The sequence below is a fragment of the Clostridium sp. DJ247 genome, assembly GCF_014231265.1.
On record NZ_JABAIW010000046.1, the window covers coordinates 15,120 to 41,290 of the forward strand.

22 protein-coding genes and 2 pseudogenes are annotated in these 26,171 nt (G+C 32.8%); 6 read left to right on the forward strand and 18 right to left on the reverse strand.

Annotated features, from left to right (window positions below; genetic code table 11):
* The first annotated feature begins 61 nt into the window (after nucleotides 1-61).
* On the forward strand, nucleotides 62-415 hold the full coding sequence (locus tag HGI79_RS16795; protein WP_185651836.1) for a DUF2512 family protein: 354 nt from the start codon (nucleotides 62-64) through the stop codon (nucleotides 413-415).
* 100 nt (nucleotides 416-515) lie between these two features.
* Here HGI79_RS16795 and HGI79_RS16800 read toward each other — a convergent pair whose 3' ends face one another.
* The 4 genes from HGI79_RS16800 to HGI79_RS16820 form a co-directional block, all read right to left on the reverse strand.
* Nucleotides 516-725 carry a hypothetical protein gene (locus HGI79_RS16800; RefSeq protein ID WP_185651837.1) on the reverse strand — a complete coding sequence of 70 codons (210 nt, stop codon included), beginning with the start codon at nucleotides 723-725 and terminating at the stop codon, nucleotides 516-518.
* 1,629 nt (nucleotides 726-2,354) lie between these two features.
* Nucleotides 2,355-3,530 (reverse strand): phosphoglycerate dehydrogenase, encoded by a 1,176-nt coding sequence (locus HGI79_RS16810; protein ID WP_185651838.1) that lies wholly within the window; start codon nucleotides 3,528-3,530, stop codon nucleotides 2,355-2,357.
* Nucleotides 3,455-3,757, reverse strand: a complete 303-nt coding sequence (locus HGI79_RS16815; protein ID WP_185651839.1) for a hypothetical protein — start codon at nucleotides 3,755-3,757, stop codon at nucleotides 3,455-3,457. Before HGI79_RS16815 ends, HGI79_RS16810 begins: the two co-directional genes overlap by 76 nt.
* Nucleotides 3,758-4,077: 320 nt before the next feature.
* On the reverse strand, nucleotides 4,078-5,025 hold the full coding sequence (locus HGI79_RS16820; RefSeq protein ID WP_185651840.1) for an AEC family transporter: 948 nt from the start codon (nucleotides 5,023-5,025) through the stop codon (nucleotides 4,078-4,080).
* A 518-nt stretch (nucleotides 5,026-5,543) separates the two neighbouring features.
* Here HGI79_RS16820 and HGI79_RS23515 point away from each other — a divergent pair.
* The gene (locus tag HGI79_RS23515; RefSeq protein WP_313885223.1) at nucleotides 5,544-5,690 is read left to right on the forward strand and encodes an SDR family NAD(P)-dependent oxidoreductase; all 147 of its coding nucleotides are present in this window, start codon (nucleotides 5,544-5,546) and stop codon (nucleotides 5,688-5,690) included.
* 166 nt (nucleotides 5,691-5,856) lie between these two features.
* Here the strand turns inward: HGI79_RS23515 and HGI79_RS16830 are convergent.
* From HGI79_RS16830 to HGI79_RS16855, 6 genes and pseudogenes are all read right to left on the reverse strand, one after another.
* Nucleotides 5,857-6,314 (reverse strand): annotated as a pseudogene (locus HGI79_RS16830) (3-phosphoglycerate dehydrogenase); the annotation flags it as partial.
* 90 nt (nucleotides 6,315-6,404) lie between these two features.
* Nucleotides 6,405-7,787 carry a sigma-54-dependent Fis family transcriptional regulator gene (locus tag HGI79_RS16835; protein ID WP_185651841.1) on the reverse strand — a complete coding sequence of 461 codons (1,383 nt, stop codon included), beginning with the start codon at nucleotides 7,785-7,787 and terminating at the stop codon, nucleotides 6,405-6,407.
* Nucleotides 7,788-8,100: 313 nt separating this feature from the next.
* Nucleotides 8,101-9,369 carry an MFS transporter gene (locus tag HGI79_RS16840; RefSeq protein WP_185651842.1) on the reverse strand — a complete coding sequence of 423 codons (1,269 nt, stop codon included), beginning with the start codon at nucleotides 9,367-9,369 and terminating at the stop codon, nucleotides 8,101-8,103.
* A gap of 22 nt (nucleotides 9,370-9,391) precedes the next feature.
* A complete protein-coding gene (locus HGI79_RS16845) occupies nucleotides 9,392-10,720 on the reverse strand; it encodes an acetyl-CoA hydrolase/transferase family protein (protein ID WP_185651843.1) in 1,329 nt (442 codons plus the stop codon).
* A gap of 21 nt (nucleotides 10,721-10,741) precedes the next feature.
* Nucleotides 10,742-11,560, reverse strand: coding sequence for an alpha/beta fold hydrolase (locus tag HGI79_RS16850; RefSeq protein WP_185651844.1), 819 nt, complete (start codon nucleotides 11,558-11,560; stop codon nucleotides 10,742-10,744).
* Nucleotides 11,561-12,581: 1,021 nt separating this feature from the next.
* Nucleotides 12,582-13,112, reverse strand: coding sequence for a glycoside hydrolase family 70 protein (locus HGI79_RS16855; protein WP_207725804.1), 531 nt, complete (start codon nucleotides 13,110-13,112; stop codon nucleotides 12,582-12,584).
* Between the two features lie 145 nt (nucleotides 13,113-13,257).
* Here HGI79_RS16855 and HGI79_RS16860 point away from each other — a divergent pair, with 145 nt between their 5' ends.
* Complete coding sequence (locus tag HGI79_RS16860; RefSeq protein WP_241428247.1) at nucleotides 13,258-14,322, forward strand: metallophosphoesterase family protein; 1,065 nt, start codon at nucleotides 13,258-13,260, stop codon at nucleotides 14,320-14,322.
* A 507-nt stretch (nucleotides 14,323-14,829) separates the two neighbouring features.
* On the opposite strand, the gene dusA is transcribed toward HGI79_RS16860, so the two are convergent.
* The gene (gene dusA / locus HGI79_RS16865; protein WP_185651845.1) at nucleotides 14,830-15,870 is read right to left on the reverse strand and encodes a tRNA dihydrouridine(20/20a) synthase DusA; all 1,041 of its coding nucleotides are present in this window, start codon (nucleotides 15,868-15,870) and stop codon (nucleotides 14,830-14,832) included.
* A 178-nt stretch (nucleotides 15,871-16,048) separates the two neighbouring features.
* Nucleotides 16,049-16,516, reverse strand: coding sequence for a sterol desaturase family protein (locus tag HGI79_RS16870; RefSeq protein WP_185651846.1), 468 nt, complete (start codon nucleotides 16,514-16,516; stop codon nucleotides 16,049-16,051).
* Between the two features lie 462 nt (nucleotides 16,517-16,978).
* Here HGI79_RS16870 and aroC point away from each other — a divergent pair, with 462 nt between their 5' ends.
* Nucleotides 16,979-18,070, forward strand: coding sequence for a chorismate synthase (gene aroC / locus HGI79_RS16875; RefSeq protein WP_185651847.1), 1,092 nt, complete (start codon nucleotides 16,979-16,981; stop codon nucleotides 18,068-18,070).
* A 334-nt stretch (nucleotides 18,071-18,404) separates the two neighbouring features.
* On the opposite strand, the gene HGI79_RS16880 is transcribed toward aroC, so the two are convergent.
* From HGI79_RS16880 to HGI79_RS22930, 3 genes and pseudogenes are all read right to left on the reverse strand, one after another.
* The gene (locus tag HGI79_RS16880; protein WP_241428248.1) at nucleotides 18,405-20,138 is read right to left on the reverse strand and encodes a hypothetical protein; all 1,734 of its coding nucleotides are present in this window, start codon (nucleotides 20,136-20,138) and stop codon (nucleotides 18,405-18,407) included.
* A gap of 461 nt (nucleotides 20,139-20,599) precedes the next feature.
* Nucleotides 20,600-20,986, reverse strand: coding sequence for a hypothetical protein (locus HGI79_RS16885; RefSeq protein WP_185651848.1), 387 nt, complete (start codon nucleotides 20,984-20,986; stop codon nucleotides 20,600-20,602).
* A gap of 35 nt (nucleotides 20,987-21,021) precedes the next feature.
* Nucleotides 21,022-21,117 (reverse strand): annotated as a pseudogene (locus HGI79_RS22930) (nitroreductase); the annotation flags it as partial.
* Nucleotides 21,118-21,421: 304 nt separating this feature from the next.
* Here HGI79_RS22930 and HGI79_RS16890 point away from each other — a divergent pair.
* The gene (locus HGI79_RS16890) at nucleotides 21,422-23,005 is read left to right on the forward strand and encodes a peptidoglycan-binding protein (protein WP_207725805.1); all 1,584 of its coding nucleotides are present in this window, start codon (nucleotides 21,422-21,424) and stop codon (nucleotides 23,003-23,005) included.
* Nucleotides 23,006-23,193: 188 nt separating this feature from the next.
* Nucleotides 23,194-23,664 carry a peptidase M56 gene (locus HGI79_RS16895; protein WP_185651849.1) on the forward strand — a complete coding sequence of 157 codons (471 nt, stop codon included), beginning with the start codon at nucleotides 23,194-23,196 and terminating at the stop codon, nucleotides 23,662-23,664.
* Between the two features lie 127 nt (nucleotides 23,665-23,791).
* On the opposite strand, the gene HGI79_RS23345 is transcribed toward HGI79_RS16895, so the two are convergent.
* The 3 genes from HGI79_RS23345 to HGI79_RS16905 all read right to left on the reverse strand — a co-directional run bounded on the left by HGI79_RS23345 (nucleotide 23,792) and on the right by HGI79_RS16905 (nucleotide 26,002).
* Nucleotides 23,792-24,085 carry an endonuclease gene (locus HGI79_RS23345; RefSeq protein WP_313885224.1) on the reverse strand — a complete coding sequence of 98 codons (294 nt, stop codon included), beginning with the start codon at nucleotides 24,083-24,085 and terminating at the stop codon, nucleotides 23,792-23,794.
* Nucleotides 24,066-24,659: an endonuclease gene (locus HGI79_RS23350; RefSeq protein ID WP_207725806.1), complete on the reverse strand. Its 594-nt coding sequence runs from the start codon at nucleotides 24,657-24,659 to the stop codon at nucleotides 24,066-24,068. The genes HGI79_RS23345 and HGI79_RS23350 overlap by 20 nt, the downstream gene beginning before the upstream one ends.
* Nucleotides 24,660-24,736: 77 nt before the next feature.
* Entirely contained in the window at nucleotides 24,737-26,002 is a 1,266-nt protein-coding gene (locus tag HGI79_RS16905) for an MFS transporter (RefSeq protein WP_185651850.1), read from the reverse strand.
* Nucleotides 26,003-26,171 lie beyond the last annotated feature (169 nt).

Sequence of the window (26,171 nt, forward strand, 5' to 3'; positions counted from 1 at the left end):
GATATGAATAATTTACTACTGCTTGGTAATCCTAATTTTATATGAAAGGAGGCATATTTCTATGACTGGTTTAATAATGAAAATTATTATTTGCCCTCTTGCAGTATTAAGTTCTGATTACCTGTTCACTGATGTATATTTTCCGTATGCATATCAAGCAATTGTATTAGGTCTTATTCTTGCAGTTGCTGCTCATGTAATGGAATTATTATTTTTAAAAAAAGGTACATTTTGGATAAATAATGTACTGGACTTTATTGCAGCTGCAGTTATAGTATATGTAGGTCAGTTTTTCCTTACTGGAGCTAGAATAACTTTTATTGGTGCTTTACTTACATCTGCCTTATTAACTATTACTGAATACTTTCAACATTTACATCTCATTAGAAGTGGCAAAACTGAAAAGTCGGAATAGTTTTATACCTGCTCTGATTTTTTAGTCTTCCATATCACCACCTCATTGCTAGTTGCTTTTGTTTATTTTGTATATGAAAAAAGAGCCTAAGTTAGGCTCTTTAATGTTTACTTAATAAGTAAGCTTCATAAAATTTTTGTGCTTCAATCATATCATCACCTGTGAATTCAAATGATTTTATCAGATTGTCATTTGAATCTTTTATCACTAACTCAATTCTATTCTTTGTTCCTCCTATTGGTAGTGCTTGTGATAATTTATTACTACCAGAAGAAAGTTGTATTATTTCACCTATTTTATCTTTAAACATCTAATCACCTCCCACATAATAACTTCTATGTTAAAAGGAGGTTTCTTGCTAAAAGTCGAATATTTATTAAAATAAAATAGCGCTCAAGCTATATTAACTTAAACGCCATTTATATATGTTTGTACTGTAAACTGATTTATTTACATCTTTTTTTAAATCTACTATAGACTTATCAAATTTACCATATGCTTGAACTTTGACAGGCTTTGATTTTTCTTCATCTTAAATATCCTATAGTAAAAGTAATACAGTTAACGTCACTATTCTCTTTCTTATCTTTCTTTTCAGTTGCTACATAAGGGGAAACTTCGTTAACTGTACCTTGCCACAACACATACTTACCTACATAATCTGCTTTTTTAGCTTCAGTATCCTTAAAGTATTGATTAATAAAACCCTGCGCATCACTGTTAACAGGGGTTTTATCTACCTTTCTTTTGCCATTTTGTCTACATCTTCTGATAGTAATACAAATTCTAATTTACATGTTCTACATTTATAACTTGTATAGATACTTAGCATGTTCTCACTTTCTCGCTCAACATATTATTAATAACTATTTCCCAACGAGAATAAGCACTAGCTTTTACACCAGTGCATATAAGGGAGATTATGTAGTTTATTTTTCCTCTAAGTTTTATTACTTAGGACACTTATTATTTTACATGGTATTTATTAACAATATATGTCATTACTGTTAACTTATTATTACTTTCTTGATTCTTTGTAAACAAATAAGCACCTAGATTTCTCTAAGTGTTTTTAGCTGTTATTTATCCTTTATTTCTTTATTTATTATTTCTCATAGGGGTATCGCCAACATTTCCTACCTCTTTTACTTCTCTCAATATTTCCTCTTTTGATTCTTTCGTATAAGTTTTTCCTCTCATGGCTTACCTCCAATCACTTTCTACATTATAATAAATGTATAGGTAATTGTCCAAGTTAATTAGGGGCTTAAGAGATATCATCCATACTCCAAGGATAGGGTATAAACCTATATCGAATGGTATAGCAGATAATGGTTTGTAATGTCTTATGGCTGTTATTTACACGAATCGTTGCCATACCCCTTTAACACTTACTTTTCAGTACATGACACTGAAATGCAAAGTAGAATTTAAAATGCGACCTTTAAAAATGGCTGTTTTACTAGATTTTTAATTCTACTTTGCACTTGGTGTCACGGTTGCCCCTTCATGACCAAGTATAATTTATTTAGTTTAGCTCTTAACGTGGGTTTTGTCGGAAATGTTGGAGGTACCCCTATAATTACAATTTTTTATACATATAGTTTTTTGTTAAACAAAGTATAAAAAATAAGAGTAGAAGCTTCATAGTGTACTATTAGTTCTATCTCTTTTCCTAGTATAGTTAAGTGTAACCAGGGGTAAAGTAGATGTTAATTTATGGAACAAGACCATGCTAGTATAGGCTCTCTATTATAGAGTAGTGAGGAAATCTGTAGGATAAATAATATGGTGTAATACCAGCAAGCGTGTCATGTACTGAAAAGTAGATGGTATTAAATGGTGTGAATTGATATGGAAAGCTATAAGGCATTAAATACCTTATAGCTTTTAAAACGTAAAATTTTCAGCATATACGAACCTCTTGAAAAACTTGCTATTAACAGCATAACTTAATAAGTCTTACCATTTTTACTCCATTAATTTTCTTAATCTTTTCTAATACTTTTTCCGTTACTTCTTCTTCAATATCTATTATATTGTATCCAATTTTATCCTTATGTGTATTTAACATACTAGCAATATTAATATTATTTTCAGCTAATACTGTTGTTATCTGTCCAACCATATTAGGAACATTAATATTAGCAACTAGAAGTCTTGGAGTGCCTGAGTAGCTAAGCTCACAATCTGGAAAATTTACTGAATTTTTTATTGTACCTTTTTCAAGAAAATTTTTAAGTTCATCTATTGCCATTGCTGCACAGTTTTCTTCTGATTCAGGTGTTGAAGCTCCTAAGTGAGGAATTGTAAGGATATTATCATTATTTAATAATTCATCCTCTGGGAAATCTGTAACATAACAGCTTACAATACCATCTTCTATAGCTTCAAGTAAATCACTATTTACAACCAGTCCACCTCTTGCCATATTTATTATTTTTATACCTTTTTTCATAATAGCAAACTTTTCTTTGTTAAGCATGCCTTTTGTATTACTAGTTAGTGGAATATGAACGGTAATATAATCTGCTGTTGCAAGTAGGTGATCAAGATTTGTCTCTTTTTTCACATTTTGTGAAAGTTTCCAAGCCGCATCTACAGATATATAAGGGTCATATCCTATTACCTCCATACCAAGTGCTGCAGCATCATTTGCAACTAATACACCTATATGTCCAAGACCTATAATTCCAAGTTTTTTTCCCTTAATCTCTGCTCCTTCAAAATTAGATTTACCTTTTTCTACTAATTTCGGAACCTCCTCACCCTTTCCTCTAAGTGATTTAGCCCAGCTTATCCCCTTATATATCTTTCTTGAAGAAAGAAAAAGAGATGCTAAAACAAGTTCTTTAACAGCATTTGCATTAGCTCCTGGAGTATTAAAAACAACAATTCCCTTTTCAGAACATTTTTCTATTGGTATATTATTAACTCCAGCTCCAGCTCTTGCAATTGCCTTAAGCTTTTCAGGAAGCTCAACGTCAAGTAAATTAAAACTTCTAAGAAGTATTCCATCTGGATTATCTAGATTTTCCCCTATTTCGTATAAATCCTTTGGCATTGCATTAAGTTTTTCTTGTAGAATATTATTGTACTTTTTGATTTTAAACATTTAATCTCCTCCCTTATTCTTAGATTTTCATAATTGACAAGATAAAGCTCCTCATGAAAATCTGTATATTTTCCGTACAAACTTAGAAAGTAATAATTTATATTCTCTATTGCAGCTGTCAGTTCATCATAATCTTTTAAAGTTATCTTACCATTATTATACAATAAATATATAGATTTTAAAGTGTCTTCTATGATTATTTTTAATTCATTATATACATTAATCATTTTAATTTTCTCTTTTTAAAAAGTATTTAGGCAATTTAAGAAATAGTAAATTTTATGATATTAGTTTACTTTAAGTCTAGTTAACATAATTACTTAATTGTTAACTAAATACCAATAAGTATTAGCAGATTTATTATTAATTAAAACGCTTATAGTTAACAAAGGACTATAAGTACTGTTCTGTAAACAAACAGCTGCTTATAGTCCCTATAATATATTGATCTTATTTTCATCTAGTAAAATTTTGAGTTTTTTATATCTAGTATATAAGTATCTTTATAAACTTTACGCAATTCAACAATAGCTTGGTCTATTAATTCTTATATGACAAGCCCCAAACTTTTTAGGATGAAAATCCAAATCGTTAATGTAAAAGCTGATAGTAAAGTAGTTACTACAATGATACTGGAAGTCAAAACACCATCGTTATTCATATTTTTTGCCATAATATAGCAGCTTACTGTAGTTGGAGACCCCAGCATAATGACCAAAGCAATAAGCTTTTGATCTCGAAATCCCAAAAATACTGCCAGTGGTAGAAAGAAAGCCGCTTGAACTATTAATTTAATAAAACTCGCTATTAAAGTGGGTTTTATTTTTGCCAATGCTTTTTTTCCTTCAAAGCCAGCGCCAATTGTCACTAATGCTAATGGGGAAGCCATAACAGCAAAATTCTCCAATGTTTTATGAACTATTTTAGGAAAATTAATATTTAATATAGATGCCAACATTCCTAGTAAAATTCCAATTATAATAGGATTCTTTATAATATTAATGCATGCTTTTTTTATATTGTCCGTTCCTTTTTCATTGTTATCCCCTTCGAATGTAAGTACAATAACGGAATATATGTTATAAAGAGGAACTGCTCCTATAATCATTAATGGCGCCATTCCGGCATCACCATAAATATTTTGAACAAAGGCAATTCCCAAAATAGCCGCACTTCCACGAAAAGATGCCTGAACAAAAGCACCTATCATCGAAGGGTCTTTCATGAACTTTTTAGTAATAAACCAGATTGTCCAAAAACAAATGGTTGTAACTACCGCACAAAACAATACATATTTTCCATCAAAATTCTTAATGATATTGGTTGACGCTATATCAATAAATAATAATATGGGTAGAGTGACCTTAAAATTAAATCTATTGGCTACTTCTATAAAGTTATCATTTAACATTCCTGCCTGTTTTAGGATATAACCTATTACAATGACAGAGAATATTGGAATTGTAGCATTTAAGCTGTATACTAAACTTTCCATTTTCTACTCCTCATCTTTATGTTAGTATATGTTTTAAAAAGGAATTATCATAACTTGCCGCCACCTTTTCATTAGTTTAAGAGGTTTGCTTGTTTATAATACTACAAAACTAATAAAGACGTAAAGATATGAATTTTAGATTTATAATAGCAATAAAACTAAATATTATTAACAGCTGAACAGTTACTATTTTTTAACATTAAAAAAAGATGAAGTATAAAAACTCTTCATCCCAAATTACATTTCTTTTATTACTAAAAATACTGTTTTAACTCCTTATATAAACCTGCTAAATACATTGGAAAAATATAATCATTCATTGATGACTACCTTTTTAGTTATAATGAGCTTATTTATGTTCGTGATAATTAGATTAAAGGATAATTCAAATTGAAGAAATACCCATTAATTTATCGGAACAGCGTCAACTTCGCCATCCTGGTGTTGAAGGACTTATGGTACCCCGACCTATTATCGAAAACCCGAACTATAAATGAAGCGACAAATTAACTGGAAAAGTGGTGCTCATTACAGGCGGAGACAGCGGTATTGGAGCAGCTGTAGCTATAGTCTTTGCTAAAGAAGGAGCTGACGTGGCCATTTCTTATTTAGATGAGCACGAAGATGCAAATCGAACAAAGATGAGAATAGAACAGCTTGGATAAAGGTGTTTATTAATGCCTGGGGACTTGAGAGATAAGCAGCAATGTAAAGCAATTGTCGAAAATACTATTAGGATGTTCGGTCAACTTGATATTCTTTGTAACCACGTTGGTATCCAATTTTATCCTTATGTGTATTTAACATACTAGCAATATTAATATTATTTTCAGCTAATACTGTTGTTATCTGTCCAAGACCTATAATTCCAAGTTTTTTTCGCTTAATTTCTGCTCCTTCAAAATTAGATTTACCTTTTTCTATTAATTTTGGAACCTCCTCACCCTTTCCTCTAAGTGATTTAGCCCAGCTTATCCCCTTATATATCTTTCTTGAAGAAAGAAAAAGAGATGCTAAAACAAGTTCTTTAACAGCATTTGCATTAGCTCCTGGAGTATTAAAAACAACAATTCCCTTTTCAGAACATTTTTCTATTGGTATATTATTAACTCCAGCTCCAGCTCTTGCAATTGCCTTAAGCTTTTCAGGAAGCTCAACGTCAAGTAAATTAAAACTTCTAAGAAGTATTCCATCTGGATTATCTAGATTTTCCCCTATTTCGTATAAATCCTTTGGCAAGCATTAAGCTTTTCTTGTAGAATATTATTGTACTTTTTAATTTTAAACATTTAATCTCTCTCCTTATTCTTAGATTTTCATAATTGACAAGATAAGGCTCCTCATTAAAATCTGTATATTTTCAGTGTATAAATTGAGTTTCATTTTATTCCATACTTTTCTAACTTCCTGTAAAAGGATATCCTTGGTATTTTAAGTTTTTTTGCTGCTTCACTTTTGTTGTTTTTACACTCTGTAAGTGTATTTATAATAATTTCTTTTTCTATAGAGTCTAAAAAGCTGCTTAATCCTAAATCTTTAACTTCATATCTATTTTTTGATGAAGTTTTTAGTATATAATCAGGTAAATCAGTTTCTTTAATATTTGTTTCTTCTGCATTTACGCAAATCTTATCTACAACATTCCTCAGCTCCCTTACATTACCTGGCCATCCGTAATTCGTTAAAATAACCATTACTTCTTTGGCTATCTTTCTAAACAATCCAGAATATTTATAAAAGGAACTTAAAAATTTGTCTACTAGAACATCTATATCCTCTTTTCTTTCTCTTAAAGGTGGTATTTCTATTGATAATACATTAAGCCTATAGTATAGATCTTCTCTAAATTTTCCTTCTTTAATTAAGAGTTCTAGATTTCTATTTGTAGCACAGCATACTCTAACATCTATGGGAATGGTATTTTTGCCTCCTACTCTTACTATTTCCTTCTCTTGAAGAACCCTTAAAATTTTAGCCTGCATGTAATAAGGCATATCTCCTATTTCGTCTAAAAATATTGTGCCGCCTTTTGCAAGTTCAAATTTTCCTATACTTCCTCCCTTTTTAGCTCCAGTAAAAGCTCCTTCTTCATAACCAAAAAGTTCTGATTCCAAAAGATTTATGGGTATTGCAGAGCAGTTTATACTAATAAAAGGATTATTTTTTCTTGTACTCTCATTATGTATTGCATGAGCGAAGAGTTCTTTACCCACACCACTTTCCCCGGTAATAAGTACATCCAGATCTATTTGTGCAAATTTAACAACCTTTTTCTTACATTCCTTCATGCTTTTACTTTTTCCTATAATATCATCTAATTTATATTTCGCAGTACTAAATTTAGCAATATGATTTTTGTATAACTTGAGTTCCTTATCAAGGGCATCACATTTTTCTATTATAGCTTTCATTTGGCTTATTTCTTCAAAAAGAATCATGCCAAATCCACCTACTACATTTCCTTCGTTGTCGAGAATTGGTATTCTATGCACTATTGCTTCCTTACCATTGGGGAATCTATGTTTTCTAGCAATATCGGCCTTTTTATTTTTAAGTGTTTCCATGAATTTGGAGGTTGGATTTATATCCGTAACAATTTTACCTATCATTTTTTCTTTTGGAATTTCAAGAAAATCAGCAAAAGCCTTATTTATATAAATCATTCTGCCATCTTTATCTAAAAAGTCTACCGTAATAGGTATATTGTCAAAAGCCTGATGGCAGAAATCTAGAAACTCTTTAGAATTAATGAAGTTTGACATAGCATCACCTTTAAAATTTTTTATAGAGTTCAAAGTCATATCTTGACTTACACTAAAAGAATTATTGGTAGTGTTTATACAATATAAATATTTACAATTAAGAATTTCCAGTTGACAGTAATGGTTGATTTTCTGCTTAAATTTAAAATTTTTCAGAAAAAATCCTCATTTACTGTCAACTAGTAATTAATCACCTTTAACTTTATTCCATCCATTAGTAATTTCTTTAATGCTATAAATCAACTTTTGAAATTGTAACTCTATAGATATATATATTTCTATTATTAATTCTTAAAACCTTTTTTAACATATTCTATACCGAAGTTGATGTGGATTTTTTTGCATTTATTAAACGGCCAAGTCCTATTGTTAACACAATTGCTAATATAAGTCCTATAATACCTGCATACCAGATTATATTGTAGCTTTTAATAATATCATATACATATCCACCGAGATAAACAGCAACTGCTGCCCCTAGTGAACCGAAGGTTGCCATAACCCCATTAACTGTTCCAAGCCCTTTTCTACCAAACAAATCTGCTGCTAGTGCGCTAAACAAACCGTAACATCCTGTGTATGAAAGTCCTGATACAAAGACAAACATATAGGTTATTCCAACACTTGTGGAATTTATTAATATAATACCTCCTACAATTTGAAGTACCAGTGCAATAATTAAAGCTTTTTTACGTTCTATATAGTCTGAAATTGCCGGCCAAGCTAGCATTGATATTACATTAAGGAACATATTAGCTGCTAATGCATTGGTAGCAGTGCCTTTACTAATTCCGTTGTTTACAAGATGAGGAACTTGATGAACTGCCTGTGCCCATCCGTTACCTGCCATAAAGAAATATGCTAAAAATAATGCCCAAGCTTTAGGTGATGTTAAGACCTTCGTTAGGGTCCAATCTTCCTCATCAACATAATTTAATGCTGATGCTGGATTTTGAGATGTTATCTCTGCTACTTCTCCATCTGGATGTAATCCTATATCCTCTGGTTTATTTTTCATTAATAATATTGCAGGTACTATAACGAGAACCCAGGACATGATTGCCATAATTCTAAAGGTACCTCTCCAACCAATGGTATTAAGCCAATTTTTTGATAAAACTGTAAATATGGCACTGCCTAGAGGTGATGCTGCTAATGCTATTGCTAGTGCGAGTCCTCTTTTTTTCACAAACCAACGACTTACAGCAGTAGGGCCAGGAACCATTCCCATACAAGTACCCGCAACACCTAAGAATACACCGTAGCATAAGTAAAATTGAACTGGTGTCTTTATTATAGTTAGAGAATAATAGGATAAACCCATTAAAAATCCTCCAAATACCAATGTGTTCCTTACTCCTACTTTATCCATTATTCGTCCTGCAAAGGAAACAACTATAGCATAGATGAACATATTAGCAGATAGGGCACCAGCTACTTCTGCTCTTGTCCAACCTAGATCTTTTAGCATTGAAAGCTGAATAACCCCAAAAGCTCCTTTTGTACCATAGGTTATTCCTATTGAAAGAAATGCTACTAATACAATCCACCATCCATAAAACAACCCTGACTTTTTCCCCATATTTTTCCCCTCCAATATATTTTTACCAAATCATATTTTTCTTTGCCTCGAATCTGAGCCATTCTCTAAAATCAGGATGTGCAATATCTACTAGAGCATTTACTCTATCTTTTACAGATAGTCCTCTAAGCCATGCTACTCCATTTTCAGTTACAACATAATCCACATCATTTCTTGAAAGGCTAACAATGGAGCCTAACTTTAAGAAAGGAACTATTTTTGAAATTTTTTCTTTTTTACCCTCTGTATTTATAATTGTGGCTGTTGAATGCATAGCAATAATTGATTTTCCACCTTTTGATTTCTGAGAACCTATTACTGTGTCTGCTTGACCGCCTGTACCAGTATACTGCATGCTTCCTATGGATTCTGAGGCACACTGTCCTACTAGATCTACCTCAAGAGTAGCATTTATGGATACAAATTTGTTGTTTTTACCTATAACATACGGATCATTAACCCAAGAACCGGATTTAAATAATACTGTTGGATTGTCATCTAAAAAGTCATATAGTTTTCTATTTCCAAAAGCAAATGCACAAACAGCTCTTCCATCATAGAATCCCTTTTTTGAGTTGTCTACCACTCCACTCTCTATAAGCTGTACCATGGATTCTGTAAACATTTCAGTATGAATTCCAAGATGTTTCTTGTTTTTTAATTCAGCAGCTACAGCATTAGGTATATTTCCAATGCCAAGTTGAATAGTGGAACCGTCCTCAACTAATTCCGCAATATATTCTCCTATCTTTTTATCCGTATCTGTGTATGGTACCAATTGCACTTCTGGAATAGCACGGTTTGTTTCGACTAGTGCCGCCACTTCACTAATGTGAACTATATTGTCTCCGAAAGTTCTCGGATAATTAGGATTAACCTCACAAATTAACATTGCTCCGTTTTCTATAAGCTCTCTTTCATATATGTTGCTGATAGAAAGTGACAAGTATCCATGTTTATCCATTGGAGAACAGGTTGTTAATAGTTTTTTTCTCCTTCCTTTTATTGAAGATAACTTTTTCCATACAGCTATATGAGCATGTTGCGGAGTAAAGGTTGCATTTCCTCTTTTTTGTGCTTCTCTTAAATCTGATGTAAAATACCACCCATGGATAAGTATGTTATGCTTATATTGAGAATTTTTTATAAATTCATAGTTTTTCATTGGCAAACAGTTCTGAAGTTCTACTCCTGTAACACCATTTTCACTTATGGTATGAAGCTCATCCAATATGGACACAGGTTCTGCGCCCGCCTGAGCAACAAAAATTACGTCATTTGACTGAATTAGTTTTAAAGCCTCAGGTATTGTTTTTACTTTACTTTTATAGATTTCTTCATTGCTTTTCATTTTAGATCCCCCTATTAACTTTTAGATTATATTGAACTCTTGATTGTATGAACTTAGGAAGCCAAGCACTAAGGTTGAGAATTCATATGGTTTTTCATACATGGAAGCATGACCAGCTCCTTTAATTACAACCATTGTTGAATTTTCTATTTTCTCGTGAATTTCCTCTTGATACCTAACAGGCAGCAGTGAATCGTATTCTGCTCCTACAACTAAAGTCGGAACTTTAATTTTGTTAAGCTCTTTCCTTGCGTCATAGGATAAAGAGCTGGCATTTAGCCTTCTAAAACCTTCGTACCATTGTGGTGTGAGAAGTTTTTGAAATAACTTTTCTCTGTCCTTCAACCATTTTATATTAGCTTCATAGAACTCTGAGGAATATATATACGGCATGGTAGCATTAAAAAATACTGAACCATCATAAGATGCGGCTGCTCTATCCCAAGCCTCTCCAATGTCTTTTAATGCACTAAAGGTGTAGCTTGTAGTGTTTGCTAAAATTAAACTATTAAGCATTTCTCCATATTTAATTGCAAATTGAATGGCAACTTCTCCTCCATAGGATACTCCCACCATGTTAACCTTTTCAAAACCTAGTTTATGAAAAATTCCTTTAAGCGTCTCTACATGAACATCTTGGTTGTAGTTATAATCTGCTTTATCCGATTGTCCCATATCAATAAAGTCTATTAAAAAAAGCTTATAGTTTTGAGAAAATGCCTTGATGAAAGAATTCCAACTTACAGTACTCATCATTATTCCATTTAAAAGTACCAGTGGTTCTCCTTCACCATGGGTTTCATAATAAATACTTTTACCGTTAATTAAAACTTTTGGCATCTAATTCCCTCCATATCCTATTCATCTTATTTTAGAGCAAATTTTATGCCAATATAACACTGTTATTAAATTCATAGTGCTTCAAGTTCTAAACTTTAATTTAACTTATACGTAGGAATATGCTGCCAAAACTGATGGTACTTTTAAAAACTTTTTTATTAGTCTTAGTGAAGTGATTTTGAAAATATTAGGAGCTTTTATATGGTTGAAAGCCTGAATGGCTTTCAACCAGCGACTTATCAATGGTAATTGATAAGTTGGTCCGGACTAAGGTACGAGTTTATCAAAGGTTCTTAGATTTTCATAAACACGAACTTTAGACTAATTAAAGTTTTTAACGTGCCGAAGTTTGGCAGTATATTCCAAAGTATAAGTTAAATTTCGGGCATGGTTATCTATATAGGCTAAGTTTTAACTTTAGAACTTTATACATTGTACCAGTGTGATACATAAGATCATAAGCATCTTCCACCACTAATTATCAAAACATTCATTAATCTTTGTTTCAGAGTGATACAGTTTGTATAAACTTGATGCAAGTTTACCAATTGAAAAAAACAGCCAAATGGCTGTTTTAGGACATCTTCTTATATTTCTACAAATTGCGGGTAGTACCGCATACCCTAGCGAAGGGAGTCCTTGTCCCCTGAACTTGCTTATTAACCTACTCTCACTCGATTATCATTTGTCTTGATCACTTCCAGCGGTTGTGTGTTACCATAAATAGTCTTGTAAAAGCCTAATGATTATTGTTAGCTTTTGATTTTACTATTTCTACGTTTTTTATTTTCCTGCAAGCTTCTTGAAATACTTATAAGTATTTCAAAAGTATAAAACTAAAACTATAACATCATCGTCCTATTATACAACATTCATACATAGCAGCAATTCCATCAAATAAGTACTAATAATTTAAATGTAAATTAGATATTACAGTGGAAAATTAATATGCTAATAAATTAAACCTTATAGTTTACTATCTATATAACAACAATATTATATATTAATAAAAAGAACGGATTCAAACTGTCTCTTTAATGGTTTTCTTGAAGTGTGGGATGAAAATCAACTTCCACTTCCAATTTTCCTGAAGGTCCAAAGAATTCGTAATGAATGGCTTCTTCGGGCACATTCCATTGTTTCGATTGTTGCCGTTGTTGCCAGTATAACCATCATTTTTTGGCACCCAAACACCTAAATAACCATGTACTAGAGGATTGCTAACACCATTGACAGGGACTGTTAAAATTCCATTGTTATCCGTTGTTAACTCATTAGAGTTGAATCCTGTGGCATCTACAAATGTTTGATTGGCATGTCCCTTGCCCATATTCACATTAATTGTAGTTTTTGTGTTAGGATTGTTACTGATGACGGTTGCTACACCTGTCTTCCTACATGTTCCGTATCGAACACTAGCAAGCAAATCGTATCCGGGCGTAGAGGATGTATTGGATGAATAATAAGTAATTTTCTGGTCACCTGAGACATATTGCTTTCGTGCTTCCAGCAGTTTGACGATAGTATCATGATAGATCGTCTTCGTTGACATATAGGAATCCTTTCTATATAATTATTTACCTTAATTTTACATGTATTCAAATTACACACAATAAAGTCTTTATATAATAAGCTTATACCTTGAAGCCTAGACTAGGTATGATAGGTTAAAAAATTTATATAAGGAAGTGTTTGATATGATGAAAATGCCTAGTATTAAACGTCTGACTAGTACTGTAATTATCGCAACACTATGCTTAAGTGTATTGGGAGCAGTAGTAAGTTTAGGAGTACCAAGATCGGATGTGCGTGCTGCACAAAAAGCTGATATTAAGTTAAAGTTTAACTCTGACAAAAAATTCAAGATTGTGCAATTTACTGATACTCAGGACACACAGAATATTGATCCAAGAACAGTTAGTCTTATGAAAGTGGTTCTTGAGCAGGAAAAGCCTGATTTAGTAGTATTTACAGGAGATAATATCAGGGGATGTGATACCAAAGATGACCTAAAGCAAGCAATTGATAAAATAGCTGCTCCGGTAGAGGAAAAGCAAATACCATGGCTGATTACCTTTGGTAACCACGATGAAGAAACAAAGGGAGTTAACGAAGATGAAATGTTAATAATATATATGGCATATGCCTATAACATCAATAAAACTTCTCCTAAGGATGTACAGGGTACTGGTAATATGAATGTTCTTATAAACAGCTCCAAAGGTAATAAACCAGTGTTTAACATTTGGGCTTTGGATTCCGGCAGATATGCTCCGCAAACAATTTCCGAACAAGGATTGGGCGGCTACGACTGGATAAAATTCAGCCAAATTAAATGGTATTATGATACTTCTGTTAAGCTTGAAGCAGAGAATAAGAAGAAAATACCTTCACTAATGTTCTTTCATATACCTTTAATAGAATTTGGTCAGATGTGGGCTGCAAAAGATACTCATAACGTAACAGGCGAAAAAAATGAAACTGAATGCCCTGGAGCCATTAACAGCGGCTTATTCTCAGCCATGCTGGAAAGAGGAGACGTAAAAGGTGTCTTTGTAGGACATGATCATGTTAATGACTATGTAGGTAACTATTATGGTATAACTTTAGGGTATTCTGCCAGCACTGGATTTGGAACATATGGTTTAGGCGGTGACCAAAATAACAGAATGAGAGGTGCACGTGTATTCAATCTTAATGAGGATAACCTAGATAACTTTGAAACACATATGATATTTGCCAAGGATTTAGGAATTCAATAATATTTATTAACTAAGCAAGTTCCCTATTATAGGATTCCTAGCTGGAAACTTAATTTATACGTAGGAATATGTTGCCAAAACTGATGGCACTTTTAAAAATTTTTTTATTAGTCTTAGTGAAGTGTTTTTGAAAATCTTAGGAGCTTTGATATGTTTGAGGTACGAGTTTATCGAAGGTTCTTAGATTTTCATAAACACGAACTTTAGACTAATTAAAAGTTTTTAACGTGCCGAAGTTTGGCAGCATATTCTGGAGTATAAGTTAAATTTCGGGCGTGGATATCTATATAAATATGAAAAATTAGAAACAAAAGTACCTCTGAACGAAGAATTTCAGATCAATGCAAAGTAAATAGACTAAAGGGTGAAAAAGGATACTGCTGAACTTGCTGGATTAAAAAACTATAAAAATAGCATTTGAAAGGTGAACTCCCCCCCACTTTAGAAGTGGGGGCTTCATAAGACTTAAGATGCCCTTTTATTTTTCTTCCACACTTTAAACCGCAATTATGGTTTTTCGTCCAAAACCTCCTGCGGCAATACCTCCAATACTTCATTTAGTATTTGTATGCCACTTTTCCCTTTTTTATATGGAGGTGTGATAAACTGCTTCCAAACTTTACTTCCTCTTTTTTCATAAAATAGACCTAATATATGCCTGAGCAGTGCATTTGTAGGAGTACCTTTTTTCTCTTCCTCCTCAACATATGGAATAAATCTTTCTATAATCTCTCTTCTTGTAATTCTATTTTCAGTTTTATTTAGAAAATATTTATCAACCTTTGTAAGAAAAAAAGGATTTTCATAGGCTGCACGTCCAATCATGACTCCATTTACATGCTCTAGATGCTTTTCTATATCTTCCTCTGTTTTAATTCCTCCATTAATTATAATATTTAGGTTAGGAAATTCCTTTTTTAGCTTATAAACCTCCTCATATCTTAATGGAGGTATCTCTCTGTTTTCCTTTGGGCTGAGTCCTTCTAATATAGCAATTCTTGCGTGAATTACAAAGGTATCAACTCCTGCTTTTGAAACTATTTTTATAAAGTTTTCCATATCCTCGTATTTATCTAGGAGAGTTCGACTAAAAGAACTGGGAAGCACATTTTTCCCTTCAATTCCTATTCTATTTTTCACAGTAACAGGCTTTTTAGTGGCTTTCTTCATTGCTCCAACCATTTCTGCAACAACCTCGGGATATGCCATTAACACTGCCCCCATCTCATTTCCGGACACTCTGTCAGAAGGACAGCCTACATTTAAATTTATCTCATCATAATCCCAATCTTCTGCTATTTTGACTGCCTCATAAACTTCATTTGGGTTGCAGCCAGCTATTTGAAGTGCCACTGGCTTTTCATAGGGATTAAAATCTAAAAGTTTTTTTCTATCACCATTGAGTATAGCATAAGTAGTTATCATCTCAGAATATAGTAGAGACTCTTTAGTAATAATTCTGCAAAAATACCTAAAATGTCTATCAGTTCTATCCACCATTGGAGCAATACTTACCTTTGAAGTATGTGTTTGTTTAGAGGCATCCATGTTTTCACTCCTTTACCCCTCAAGCTAAAGGTCATGTCTCCACGCCTTATTACTTAAAAATTCTTTTCTGAAGATGTTTCAGTTAAATATATTCTATCTAAAAATAAGTAAGGTTATTCAGTATTAAAGCCAACACTTAAGCTTTTAAGCATTGGCTTTAATAGCAGTAAAACATACATTATTTTTTTGTTCCAAATACTATGTCCCAAAAACGTGAAGCTATACCATAATTAGTATTATAGTTGTAATGATGTACTCTGTGGTGCTCTTTTAATTTTTTAAAAAATGTAAACTTATCTAGAATATTATTGTTAGTCCTGTGAAAGCAAAAATGTACGTATTCTCCCCATAAATTATAGACAAAGCTTGTTAACAAAAATAGCACTGCAAAGAGCTTATTTTGAATAAATATAATCAGAACAATAGGTAATGAAAAAGCAACAGTAATTAAGATATCTTTTTTACTTGAAATAATATCTTCAGGATTTGGTTCATTAAATTCATAAGATTTAATTCCATGAAAAATCCTATGATGATCTTTTATGTGACTTTGCTTATAAGAACGATGAAGAAGAAATCTATGAATACAATATTCAACTAAAGAAGAGTATAATAAAGAAAAAATTATTGTTAACAATAATAACATATAATTGCTCCTTTTATCATAATGATTTTACTAAAATAAAGTTTTCTAGTAAATATTATTTTTTTAAGGATATAAAAATAATAATATTTAAATAATAATTATTACTTTAATATTATTATATGCTAAAATTTTATTTTTGCGAAGTAGTATTTTTCCTTTTTAAGACTAATTTGTTAAATTAGTTTAATAATTTATATTCTCTATTTCGGCTATATCTATTAAAAGAGTGTGTAAATCTCCTAAAATTGGGTTGTATAATAAATACTCCAAGGTTAAAGATATAGTTAATACCGCTACTTGAAGGAGAAATTGACTATTAATAAACTTGATGAGTTTATGGAGAATGTGAAAAAGGCAAACATCATAAGAATCATTTAGTGCACAAGTCTAGTAATGTAAAATAAACTAGTAATGTAAAATAAAAATGTAGATTGATTTAACATAAGAATGGAGGTATGCAATATGAGTGGAGTATGGGGACAAAATATACAATATTCCATATTTGGAGAATCTCATGGTGATGCCATTGGAATTGTCATCAGCGGTCTTCCTTCTGGAATCAAGCTGGATCTGGAATTGATAAAGAAAGAAATGCAGAGAAGGGCTCCAGGCTCAAGCGATTTGGTTACACCAAGAAAAGAGGAAGATAACTTTGAAATATTGAGCGGTTATTTTGAAGAGCATACTACAGGGACACCGCTTTGTGCTATAATTCGAAACAAGAATATCAAATCCAGCGATTATACTAATTTAAAATATGCAATGAGACCGGGTCATGCAGATTATGGTGGAAGAATCAAATATAAGGGCTTTAATGACTATAGAGGAAGTGGACACTTTTCCGGAAGGATTACTGCTTCTCTAGTTTTTGGTGGTGCTATTGCAAAACAAATTTTAGCAGCAAAGGGTATAAAAATAATTAGTCATGTACTCAGTATACACAATGTAAAAGATGAAGCTTTCGACTTAACGGTGATAAGTGATGACATTTTAGAAAAATTATCAGCTTTAGCTTTTCCTGTGATAAATGAAGAGGCTTCCGAAGCTATGAAAAGATGTATTTTAGATGCTAAGGAGAGAAAAAATTCTGTTGGCGGCATTATTGAGTGTGCAGTATTAAATGTACCGCCAGGCATAGGAAATCCATTTTTTGATTCTGTTGAAAGTACTCTTGCCCATCTGCTCTTTTCGGTACCTGCTGTTAAAGCCATTGAATTCGGAAAAGGCTTTCCTATTACTGAAATGGAGGGTTCAGAATCTAATGATCCTTATACAATAGAGGATGGTAAAATCAAAACCCTTACAAACAATAATGGAGGCATTATTGGTGGAATAACTAATGGTATGCCAATCGTATTAAGATGTGCCATAAAACCCACAGCCTCTATAGGCTTAGAACAGCAAACAATTGATATTGTTGAAATAAAAAATACGAAACTTAAGGTTGAAGGCAGACATGATCCCTGTATTGTGCCAAGAGTTCTGCCGGTTATAGAGGCTGTTAGTGCTATTGGCGTTTTAGAGCAATTGATAACTGTAATTGATAAGATTTAACTCAATCATGTAGAATTCTTTCATCCTCTATAGTTGGGAGATGGATAACATTTTATTATTTAGATTCGATGCCTAAATAATAAAGGACTGAAAGATTTTAAAGTATATAAATTCATAGTTAATATTTGTAAAATATACATTAATTGCATTTAGATCTAGACAGTAAGGAAGGATTAATTTTTACAGTCAGCTTTTTGCTATTGAAAGAGACAAATTAATTATAAATTCAAATAAAGTGAGAATATTTATAAAATGTAAATTAGGGAAGCAAAAATGACTTCCCTAAAAATTTGAAAAATAGTTTCTTGATTTTGGATGTTAACTCCATAAGCTACTAATTAATTTTTACATCATCAAGTGCTATGTTCCCTGCACTTTTTGTATAAGTAAATCTAACTTGCGTAACACTATTTTCTAATGTATAACTCTTGGTAACTGCTGTAGTAGGTATAGGCTTTATATCTTCAACGGTTGACCAGCTTGTTCCATTATACTTTTCTACTAATAGATGGGAATTTGAATCCGTTGAATTACCTTTTAACCAAAATGAAAGAGTAGCGGAAGCTGATAATGAAAAACTAGGTGTAGTTATCTGATTACCAGTTGCCTGAAGCTTTATCGATGGTGAAGCTGCTCCATAGTTACCAGTGGTATTATAGATTGCCATACCTGATGAAAAGGTCCATCCAGTAGGTATTCCAGAGGTAATAGAACTGCTGCTTCCCATTACACTAGTAAAGCCCTCATTAATAGTTGTCACATTAATTGGTGTATCTGATGTACCACCTGGACCCTGTGGTGCATTGTAGGAACCATACGCAAAAGTATCTGTATTCCAAGGATTATAATTATAGCTAGGGGTTGACCAAGGTTCTGTTTGACTCTGAGTCTTTTCCACATCTGCCATAGGTGTAGGTGTATTAACGCCTTTAGTATGATTAATTCCATCAAAACCTACATAACTTTCTTGCTTACACAACCAATTTATTATGTTTAGAGAAAGCTTTGCTGCATTTCCAGTACTTTTATACCCTGGATGGGTACTTTTAGCATATCCATTTTCTTCTTTCATATATTTTGGAGTATCATCTTCTATAGGGGAGGAGTCTCCTATAAAGGCTGCTTTTCCTTGACTTGGTTTAGAAATTGCAACATAGGCACCTTCAGCTTCTCCACCAAAATAAAGGCCTTCATCAGCAGCACTTGACCATTTAACAGGACTATCTGTAGAGGATAAATAAATAATACCTTTAGCCTTATTTCCATCTACTATAGATAATGTTGACCCTGCAGCCATCAATACAGGTTGTACCCCACTGGTAATGCCTTCAGATTCTGTTGTTGATTTTATACCGCTAAAGCCACTTTTTAAGTCTATGGCATTAAATCTAAATCTTAATCCAAAGTTTTCTGCAAGCCAGCCTTTAGTTGCATCCTGAGGATTTCTCAAATCTCCATAGGCTCCACCTATATTATAAGAGTAATTCGTAGATCTATTGTAACCATCATAAACTTCTGTGGAATCCCAGGTATTTTTATTTCTATCAGCGTTATAATGATCAGCTATAAAATATATACCTTTTCCTGAATCCACAAATTGCTTTAGAGCGTTTTTTTCTCCTATAGTAAAGGGCCTATTTGGCTCTGCCATAACAAAAACATCTGCATTTTTAATAGCATCATAAGTAATTACTTCTTCATTTTTATCAACGTTTTCTGCTACTCTGTCATCATAATAGCGAATAACACCATCACCATTCTTATCAACGCCTCTGTATTCTCTAACAGTATATCCATTAGCTACTAAATCATCTGCAAAATCTGAAAAGCCTCCATCTAATACCCAGTCTGCTGCACCTGCAGTTTCATTATGGGAATTGTCAAAAAGTACAAGTTTTCCATTGCTTTTCTCTAATGCAGGAACTTTTTCAGGAATCTTATTATTCCATGAATAACTGCTTGTACTGGCATAACCGGTATTATTATAAGAAAAACCAGGTAATTGAAGTAGAACAGACATTACGATAAAAACCGCTGCTGACTTTTTAATTAATGAACCTTTAATCATAAAAAACACCCTTTCACATAAATTGATTTTTTTTACAATAATACCATAAACAAATTAAGTATACTTTAATTTATCTGAAAGAATGTTAAATTTTTATTATTCAGCTTATTAATTTATTTATAAATTTCAAATTTTATGTGCTAATTACTCATGTAACTATTAGTATTTAACCTAATTCCTTACTTGCAGTATCAATAACCATTTTTAATAATTCTTTCAAATGCTAGGTACTAAAAACTCTGCACCAAATCTATTTGCCTTTAAATATATTTTTTCCTACTGCCTCAAATAGGTAACTATTATGGTATAACTTTAGGGTATTCTGCCAACATCGGATTTGGAACATATGGTTTGGGCGGTGACCAAAACAACAGAATGAGAGGTGCACGTGTATTCAATCTTAATGAGGATAACCCGGATAACTTTGAAACACATATGATATTTGCCAGGGATTTAGGAATTCAATAATATTTGTTAACTTCAGGACTCTTGAATTTTATCTTTATCAGGCAGTTTTCACCTTTATTCATATCAAGCGTTTGTCCCATATCAGCAGTATTAATGCGATTTTTTGCTGTAAAGTCCAATTTGTTTATAAGGTAACCATGAACTGAAAAAGATTTCCCGAATCTCATTCCTTCAATCAGATCCTCGTAAGTATTACCGTTAACATAGGTATAGCTCTTAGCATATTCACCTGGCCAAAAATCTTCATCATTATTATGAAAATCAGAATTAACGAATGTCCAGAAGTGTCTTCCCTCTCCAAGCAGTGTATCCCAAAGACCACCAACCTTTGCAATCATAGCTGATCTATATAAGCAAAGGTGTGGTAAATTTCTTACCACACCTTTATATTACTGCCTTAGTAACAATTTTATTTTCAACTTATATCTGCTTCTTTTCTTGGCACAGTTCTAAAATATTTCACATCAGGATATCCTAGTATCATGCATGTTATAATTTTTTTACCTTCCTTTTACCTTTTCTTGTTCCTCTTGCAGCACTATATCAGATAAAGTGATATAAAAATCTTGTTCCTCTTTTGTTTTTGCTTTTTTAAATAATTCTTTTAAATCTTTATATGAATATTTTAATAACTGCTCATACAAACTACTAACATAAAGTGAAACTTGAATCAGATGGGGTTTTGACCCCAACTGATTCTTAGTTGAACGAATCCAGGGACGTAGCCGCTCTTTACTCCCACTTTTAAGAAGATGGGAGTATTAGAGCGGGTAGTCATCGGATAAACAATTTTTTATTAATTCCAATACACTGTGTTGGATCATCAAGAAGAACTTCTAACCTTTCCATACTGTGGAAGCAAATCGACCGAAGTTGCTAACAACAACAAACTCAAAAATCACGCGACAACTCTCTTGACAAACGCCGATTGCTGCACTTTTATATTAGCAAATGCATATACTAAATTAAAAATAAGAAAGAGAGTGTTTTTTATGTTAAGTGGAGATAGTTTGGCTGTCCGACAAGTCACCGGTACATTAATTGTATTTGCTTTTGTTGGAGATCAAGCAAGTCCTATTGCAGGAGCAAAAGTATCCGTTAGAGATATGAGCGGAAATCTAATTGCTACACGTCAAACCAATGAGTCAGGTCAAACCGAAGCAATTAGGTTAGAGTCTGTAGAGAAAAGACTTTCTTTAACTCCTGCTGACGTCGAACCGTATTCCAAATACAATGTAATGGTCGAAGCGGCTGGATATGTTACTGTAGAAATTAAAGGAGTTCAAATTTTTGCAGATACCGAATCAATTCAACAGATTGAACTTACTCGTGCAGAGCGAACATACAGTCGTCAAGTCGTACAAGAATTTAATATCTCTGAACACGAGTTGGTACGCGGAGAAGTCAAATTAAAAGAAGAAGAAATTGAGAAAGTAGTACCAACACAGTTCTTTTTTCTATTACAGGGAGATCCAGTAGTACCTAGTCATGTTATTGTTCATGATGGACATCCCAATAATGCTTCTAGACCTAAATATACTGTTGATTTTAAAACATATATCAAAAATGTAGCCTGCAGCGAAATTTATCCAACTTGGCCAATAGAAGCCATTAAAGCTAATGTTGTATGTATTATTTCTTTTACGTTAAACCGTGTATACACAGAATTTTATCGTTCTAAAGGAAAAGATTTTACCATTACTTCTTCCACTGCATTTGATCATAAATACATTCATAACAGAAATATCTATGCAAATATTAGCAATGTGGTTGACAGTATATTTACTGAATATATTAAAAATCCTAATCCTGAAATAGATGCACCTTTCTTGTCCCAATACTGTGATGGGAGAAGAGTGAAGTGCCCAGGTTGGTTGACACAATGGGGCAGTAAATCTCGCGCCGATTTGGGAGAAAACTATTTGCAAATTTTAAAATATTTTTATGGTTCGGAATTTGAGGTGAAGCGTGCCAAACAGGTGCAGGGAATCCCAGAATCTTTTCCAGGATCTAACCTGCAAATAGGATCGAGTGGAAAGGATGTAGAAACCATCCAAACCTATTTAAATCGAATATCTAAGAACTATCCAGCGATTCAAAAATTACCGGTTGACAGCTTGTTCGGAGCGAAAACTCAAGATCAAGTAAAAAGATTTCAACGTATTTTTAGATTACCTCAGACTGGTATTGTAGATTATGCTACTTGGTATAAAATCTCAGATATTTATGTAGCCGTAACAAAATTGGCTGAAGGACCTGCCGGCGGACAGCGAACTTCTATCTCTGCTTTTACAAATTCTCTATCTTTAAATGAAAGATATGCTTATGCTCCTCATGTAACTTGGGTTCCTATGTGGGTACCTGTAATACAATGTTGGAAGCGAAGATATTGGAAATAAAAAGACCTTATTGAAAACTGTGTACAAAGAGGTTAAGTAGAGAGGATGAGGTAATTTATTCTCTCTACTTCACTGTTATACATCATAGCGGCGGATGAGCTTCATGTCATGTCTGATGGTTGTACTAAAAAGTTACGTCTATGGTGGTCAACAAAACTATTTATCTTAGATCAGGAAGGAGCATGATCATGGGTTATTACTTTTCTTCCAATCCTTATTGGTTTATTCGCGTATCCCCGACCCCCACTAAAATCTATTTAAACCCTGACTATAACATAAAGTTTTATTACCCAGAACATTGGGTGAAAATTCCTGGTTATGAGGAACGCTACGGATCAAATGGAGCGTTTTTCCAAATTTCAGCCATTTCTGGCGGTAACTTGTCACTTGATCAAGTTGCTGGGCAGGAAGCATTTCACCAACTGGAGCCTTACGGTTCCCGACCTGTTACAGTTTCTCTTAGGATTCAGGGACAACCAGCTCGGATGATCTTACCCTCCACCGATCAACCAAGAGAAATGATGAAACAAGCAGCTTTAATTGTGACATACCCATGGCCCATCCAAATAGCGGGAAAAAGTTATGAGTATTTCATCTTATGGGCAGATGTATTTCATATCCGAATAATTGCCCAAAGCCTGCAGTTTTTGAGAAGATAATAGTAAGCAGGAACTGGACGTTCCTGCTATGGGATCAGACTCTATAGTTAGAGGTGCACTTCGAGCTTGCTAATAGCGCTCCAAGATTTCAATAGCAAATATAAATTTTAAATAGCAAACATGAAAATTAAGTTAGACCAAATGAAAAATCTATACTATCAGCACATTGAGGAAAGTCTATAAGAGGATTTCTATTTCCTTGAAGTTCATAGATAGCTTTGTTTCTATGTTTTTCATATAATGATACAGGGAACTCCTTATGCCATTTTAACAATAAGTCTATATTAATTCTATTTTTTCTATCTTCTTTAATTTTTCCTGGATATCTCAATAAGAAATATAATACTGCTCTTGCTGCTTCTCCCTTTCCCGATTCAGGTTCAAATTTTTCAACCTCACCTTTACCACAATTGCTTATTATTTTTTTCTACATTGCTTTCCGGATTATAATCTGGGAAATCATAGTATGCATCATCATCTCTAAACTGATTACATGCTTTTTCACAGGTAAAAAGATGATGTAAATCTCCCTTCATAGGATTATTATGGTTGAACCATGCTTGTGGTACAATATGTTCAACATTACAATTACATGTATTTTCAATTATTGCAACCATTTCTTCTTTAGATATATCTTCTAATGCACTATTCTCTACTTCTATAATCCCTAATACATCCATTGATAAATCAGTAACAATTTTTGCTACATCAGTAATCCTTTGCTGATTGACAGAATTATTAAAGTTTTCTATATTCCAAAAGCCAATATCAGCAAACCTTTTGTCCCCTTTAAATGAAGGTACTTCTACTTCTAAAAGATCTTTTTCATCTTGTATTAGACAATGGACATCAAAAAATCCTAAATAAGGAGAAGTGATAAATAACTTCTCAGGTCTTAACTTTACTTTGACTGTTTGTTTATCAGCTTCATAATAAAATTCGGCAAAGCTCTGTTCTGCTATTTCCTTAGTTTCTATAACATGATGATTTGTCATAATCATTCCTTTATCGATTAAAAATCACGTTCCAAACCCTGATGGAATTGAAACTCTACAAATCGCTCTTGCTTTTTCTACACCTTCTTTATAATTTTTTCATGGTCGTTTTGTACATTAATTAAAACAAGTCCTCCAATTATAAAAAGAACTATTATGCTGAAAACACCATAATTTGTTTTTCCAGTTATTTGTGTTACTATTCCTACTAAAAAAGGACCAATAATAGCAGCAAATCTTCCAAATATATTATAGAATCCGAAAAACTCATTTGAGTTATTTTTAGGTATTAGCTTTCCATAGTAAGATCTGCTTATAGCTTGTATACCACCTTGTGAGGTAGCTACTAGCATTGCTAAAACCCAAAAGTCAAAGGAAGTTTTTATAAAGAAGGCGTATATACATATTCCAGAATAAATCAACACCGCTATTAGCAGCATTCTTTTCCCAGTATATTTTTCAGCCAATTTACCAAATATTATAGAACATGGAAAAGCTACAAATTGTGTTACTAGTAATATAAGCAGTAAGCTGGTAGTGCTTATGCCTAAATCCGATCCATAGGAAGTTGCCATGGTTATTATGGTATTTACTCCATCGATATAAAAAAAATAAGCTAACAAAAATAAGAAGATTTGCTTATGCATTTTTATATTTTTAAAGGTTCTTCCAAGCCTACTAAAGCTGTTTTTTATAGGTGCTGCTTCAATTTCAATTCCATGTACCTGATTTACCTTACGTATAAGTGGCAAAGTGAATACTCCCCACCATACTGCTGTTATTACAAAGGTAATTATTGATGCTGTAGTTACTGATAAAGGTATAATATTGAATTGTGCTAGCATAACTATAGCCATGCATAATATAAAAGGAATGGTACTTCCTATATATCCTATAGCAAAACCCATGCTTGAAACATAGTCCATCCTATCTTCTGTAGTAACATCAACTAAGAAAGCATCATAGAAAATACAGCTCCCTGAAAAGCCTATGGAGCTCAATACGTAGACTATTAATAGCATCAGCCAAAATTTAGTTGGTACCAATGCCAGCATAGCGGTGGTGGTGATACCCATTATAAAGAATACATTAAAAAATCTCTTTTTATAACCTTTGTAATCAGCTAAGGTTCCTAAAATAGGCGCAAGTATAGCTACTATCAGAGTTCCTATAGAGTTGGAATAGCCCCAATAAGCTGTGGACAAAGCCGATGATCCTCCAGTATTTGCAAAAACGGATTTAAAATACAGTGGCAATATAGTTGAGGTAACTGTCATACTATAGGCCGAATTAGCTAAGTCATAAAGAACCCAGCTCTTTTCAGTGTTCTTAAGTTTTCTCACAATTATCTTCCTCCATTTCATATAGAGTTATAAAGTAGAAATTTAACTTATACGTAGGAATATGTTGACAAAACTGAAGCACATTTAAAAACTTTTTTATCAGTCTTAGTGAAGTGTTTTTTGAAAATCTTAGTAGTTTTGATATGTTTGAGGTACGAGTTTATCAAAG

What these genes read in the sequence shown, in the direction of transcription:
- HGI79_RS16795 (WP_185651836.1), top strand. Translation starts at nt 62, where the DNA reads ATGACTGGTTTAATAATGAAAATTATTATTTGCCCTCTTGCAGTATTA.
- HGI79_RS16800 (WP_185651837.1), bottom strand. Translation starts at nt 725, where the DNA reads ATGTTTAAAGATAAAATAGGTGAAATAATACAACTTTCTTCTGGTAGT.
- HGI79_RS16810 (WP_185651838.1), bottom strand. Translation starts at nt 3,530, where the DNA reads ATGTTTAAAATCAAAAAGTACAATAATATTCTACAAGAAAAACTTAAT.
- HGI79_RS16815 (WP_185651839.1), bottom strand. Translation starts at nt 3,757, where the DNA reads ATGATTAATGTATATAATGAATTAAAAATAATCATAGAAGACACTTTA.
- HGI79_RS16820 (WP_185651840.1), bottom strand. Translation starts at nt 5,025, where the DNA reads ATGGAAAGTTTAGTATACAGCTTAAATGCTACAATTCCAATATTCTCT.
- HGI79_RS16835 (WP_185651841.1), bottom strand. Translation starts at nt 7,787, where the DNA reads ATGTCAAACTTCATTAATTCTAAAGAGTTTCTAGATTTCTGCCATCAG.
- HGI79_RS16840 (WP_185651842.1), bottom strand. Translation starts at nt 9,369, where the DNA reads ATGGGGAAAAAGTCAGGGTTGTTTTATGGATGGTGGATTGTATTAGTA.
- HGI79_RS16845 (WP_185651843.1), bottom strand. Translation starts at nt 10,720, where the DNA reads ATGAAAAGCAATGAAGAAATCTATAAAAGTAAAGTAAAAACAATACCT.
- HGI79_RS16850 (WP_185651844.1), bottom strand. Translation starts at nt 11,560, where the DNA reads ATGCCAAAAGTTTTAATTAACGGTAAAAGTATTTATTATGAAACCCAT.
- HGI79_RS16855 (WP_207725804.1), bottom strand. Translation starts at nt 13,112, where the DNA reads ATGTCAACGAAGACGATCTATCATGATACTATCGTCAAACTGCTGGAA.
- HGI79_RS16860 (WP_241428247.1), top strand. Translation starts at nt 13,258, where the DNA reads ATGATGAAAATGCCTAGTATTAAACGTCTGACTAGTACTGTAATTATC.
- dusA (WP_185651845.1), bottom strand. Translation starts at nt 15,870, where the DNA reads ATGGATGCCTCTAAACAAACACATACTTCAAAGGTAAGTATTGCTCCA.
- HGI79_RS16870 (WP_185651846.1), bottom strand. Translation starts at nt 16,516, where the DNA reads ATGTTATTATTGTTAACAATAATTTTTTCTTTATTATACTCTTCTTTA.
- aroC (WP_185651847.1), top strand. Translation starts at nt 16,979, where the DNA reads ATGAGTGGAGTATGGGGACAAAATATACAATATTCCATATTTGGAGAA.
- HGI79_RS16880 (WP_241428248.1), bottom strand. Translation starts at nt 20,138, where the DNA reads ATGATTAAAGGTTCATTAATTAAAAAGTCAGCAGCGGTTTTTATCGTA.
- HGI79_RS16895 (WP_185651849.1), top strand. Translation starts at nt 23,194, where the DNA reads ATGGGTTATTACTTTTCTTCCAATCCTTATTGGTTTATTCGCGTATCC.
- HGI79_RS23350 (WP_207725806.1), bottom strand. Translation starts at nt 24,659, where the DNA reads ATGACAAATCATCATGTTATAGAAACTAAGGAAATAGCAGAACAGAGC.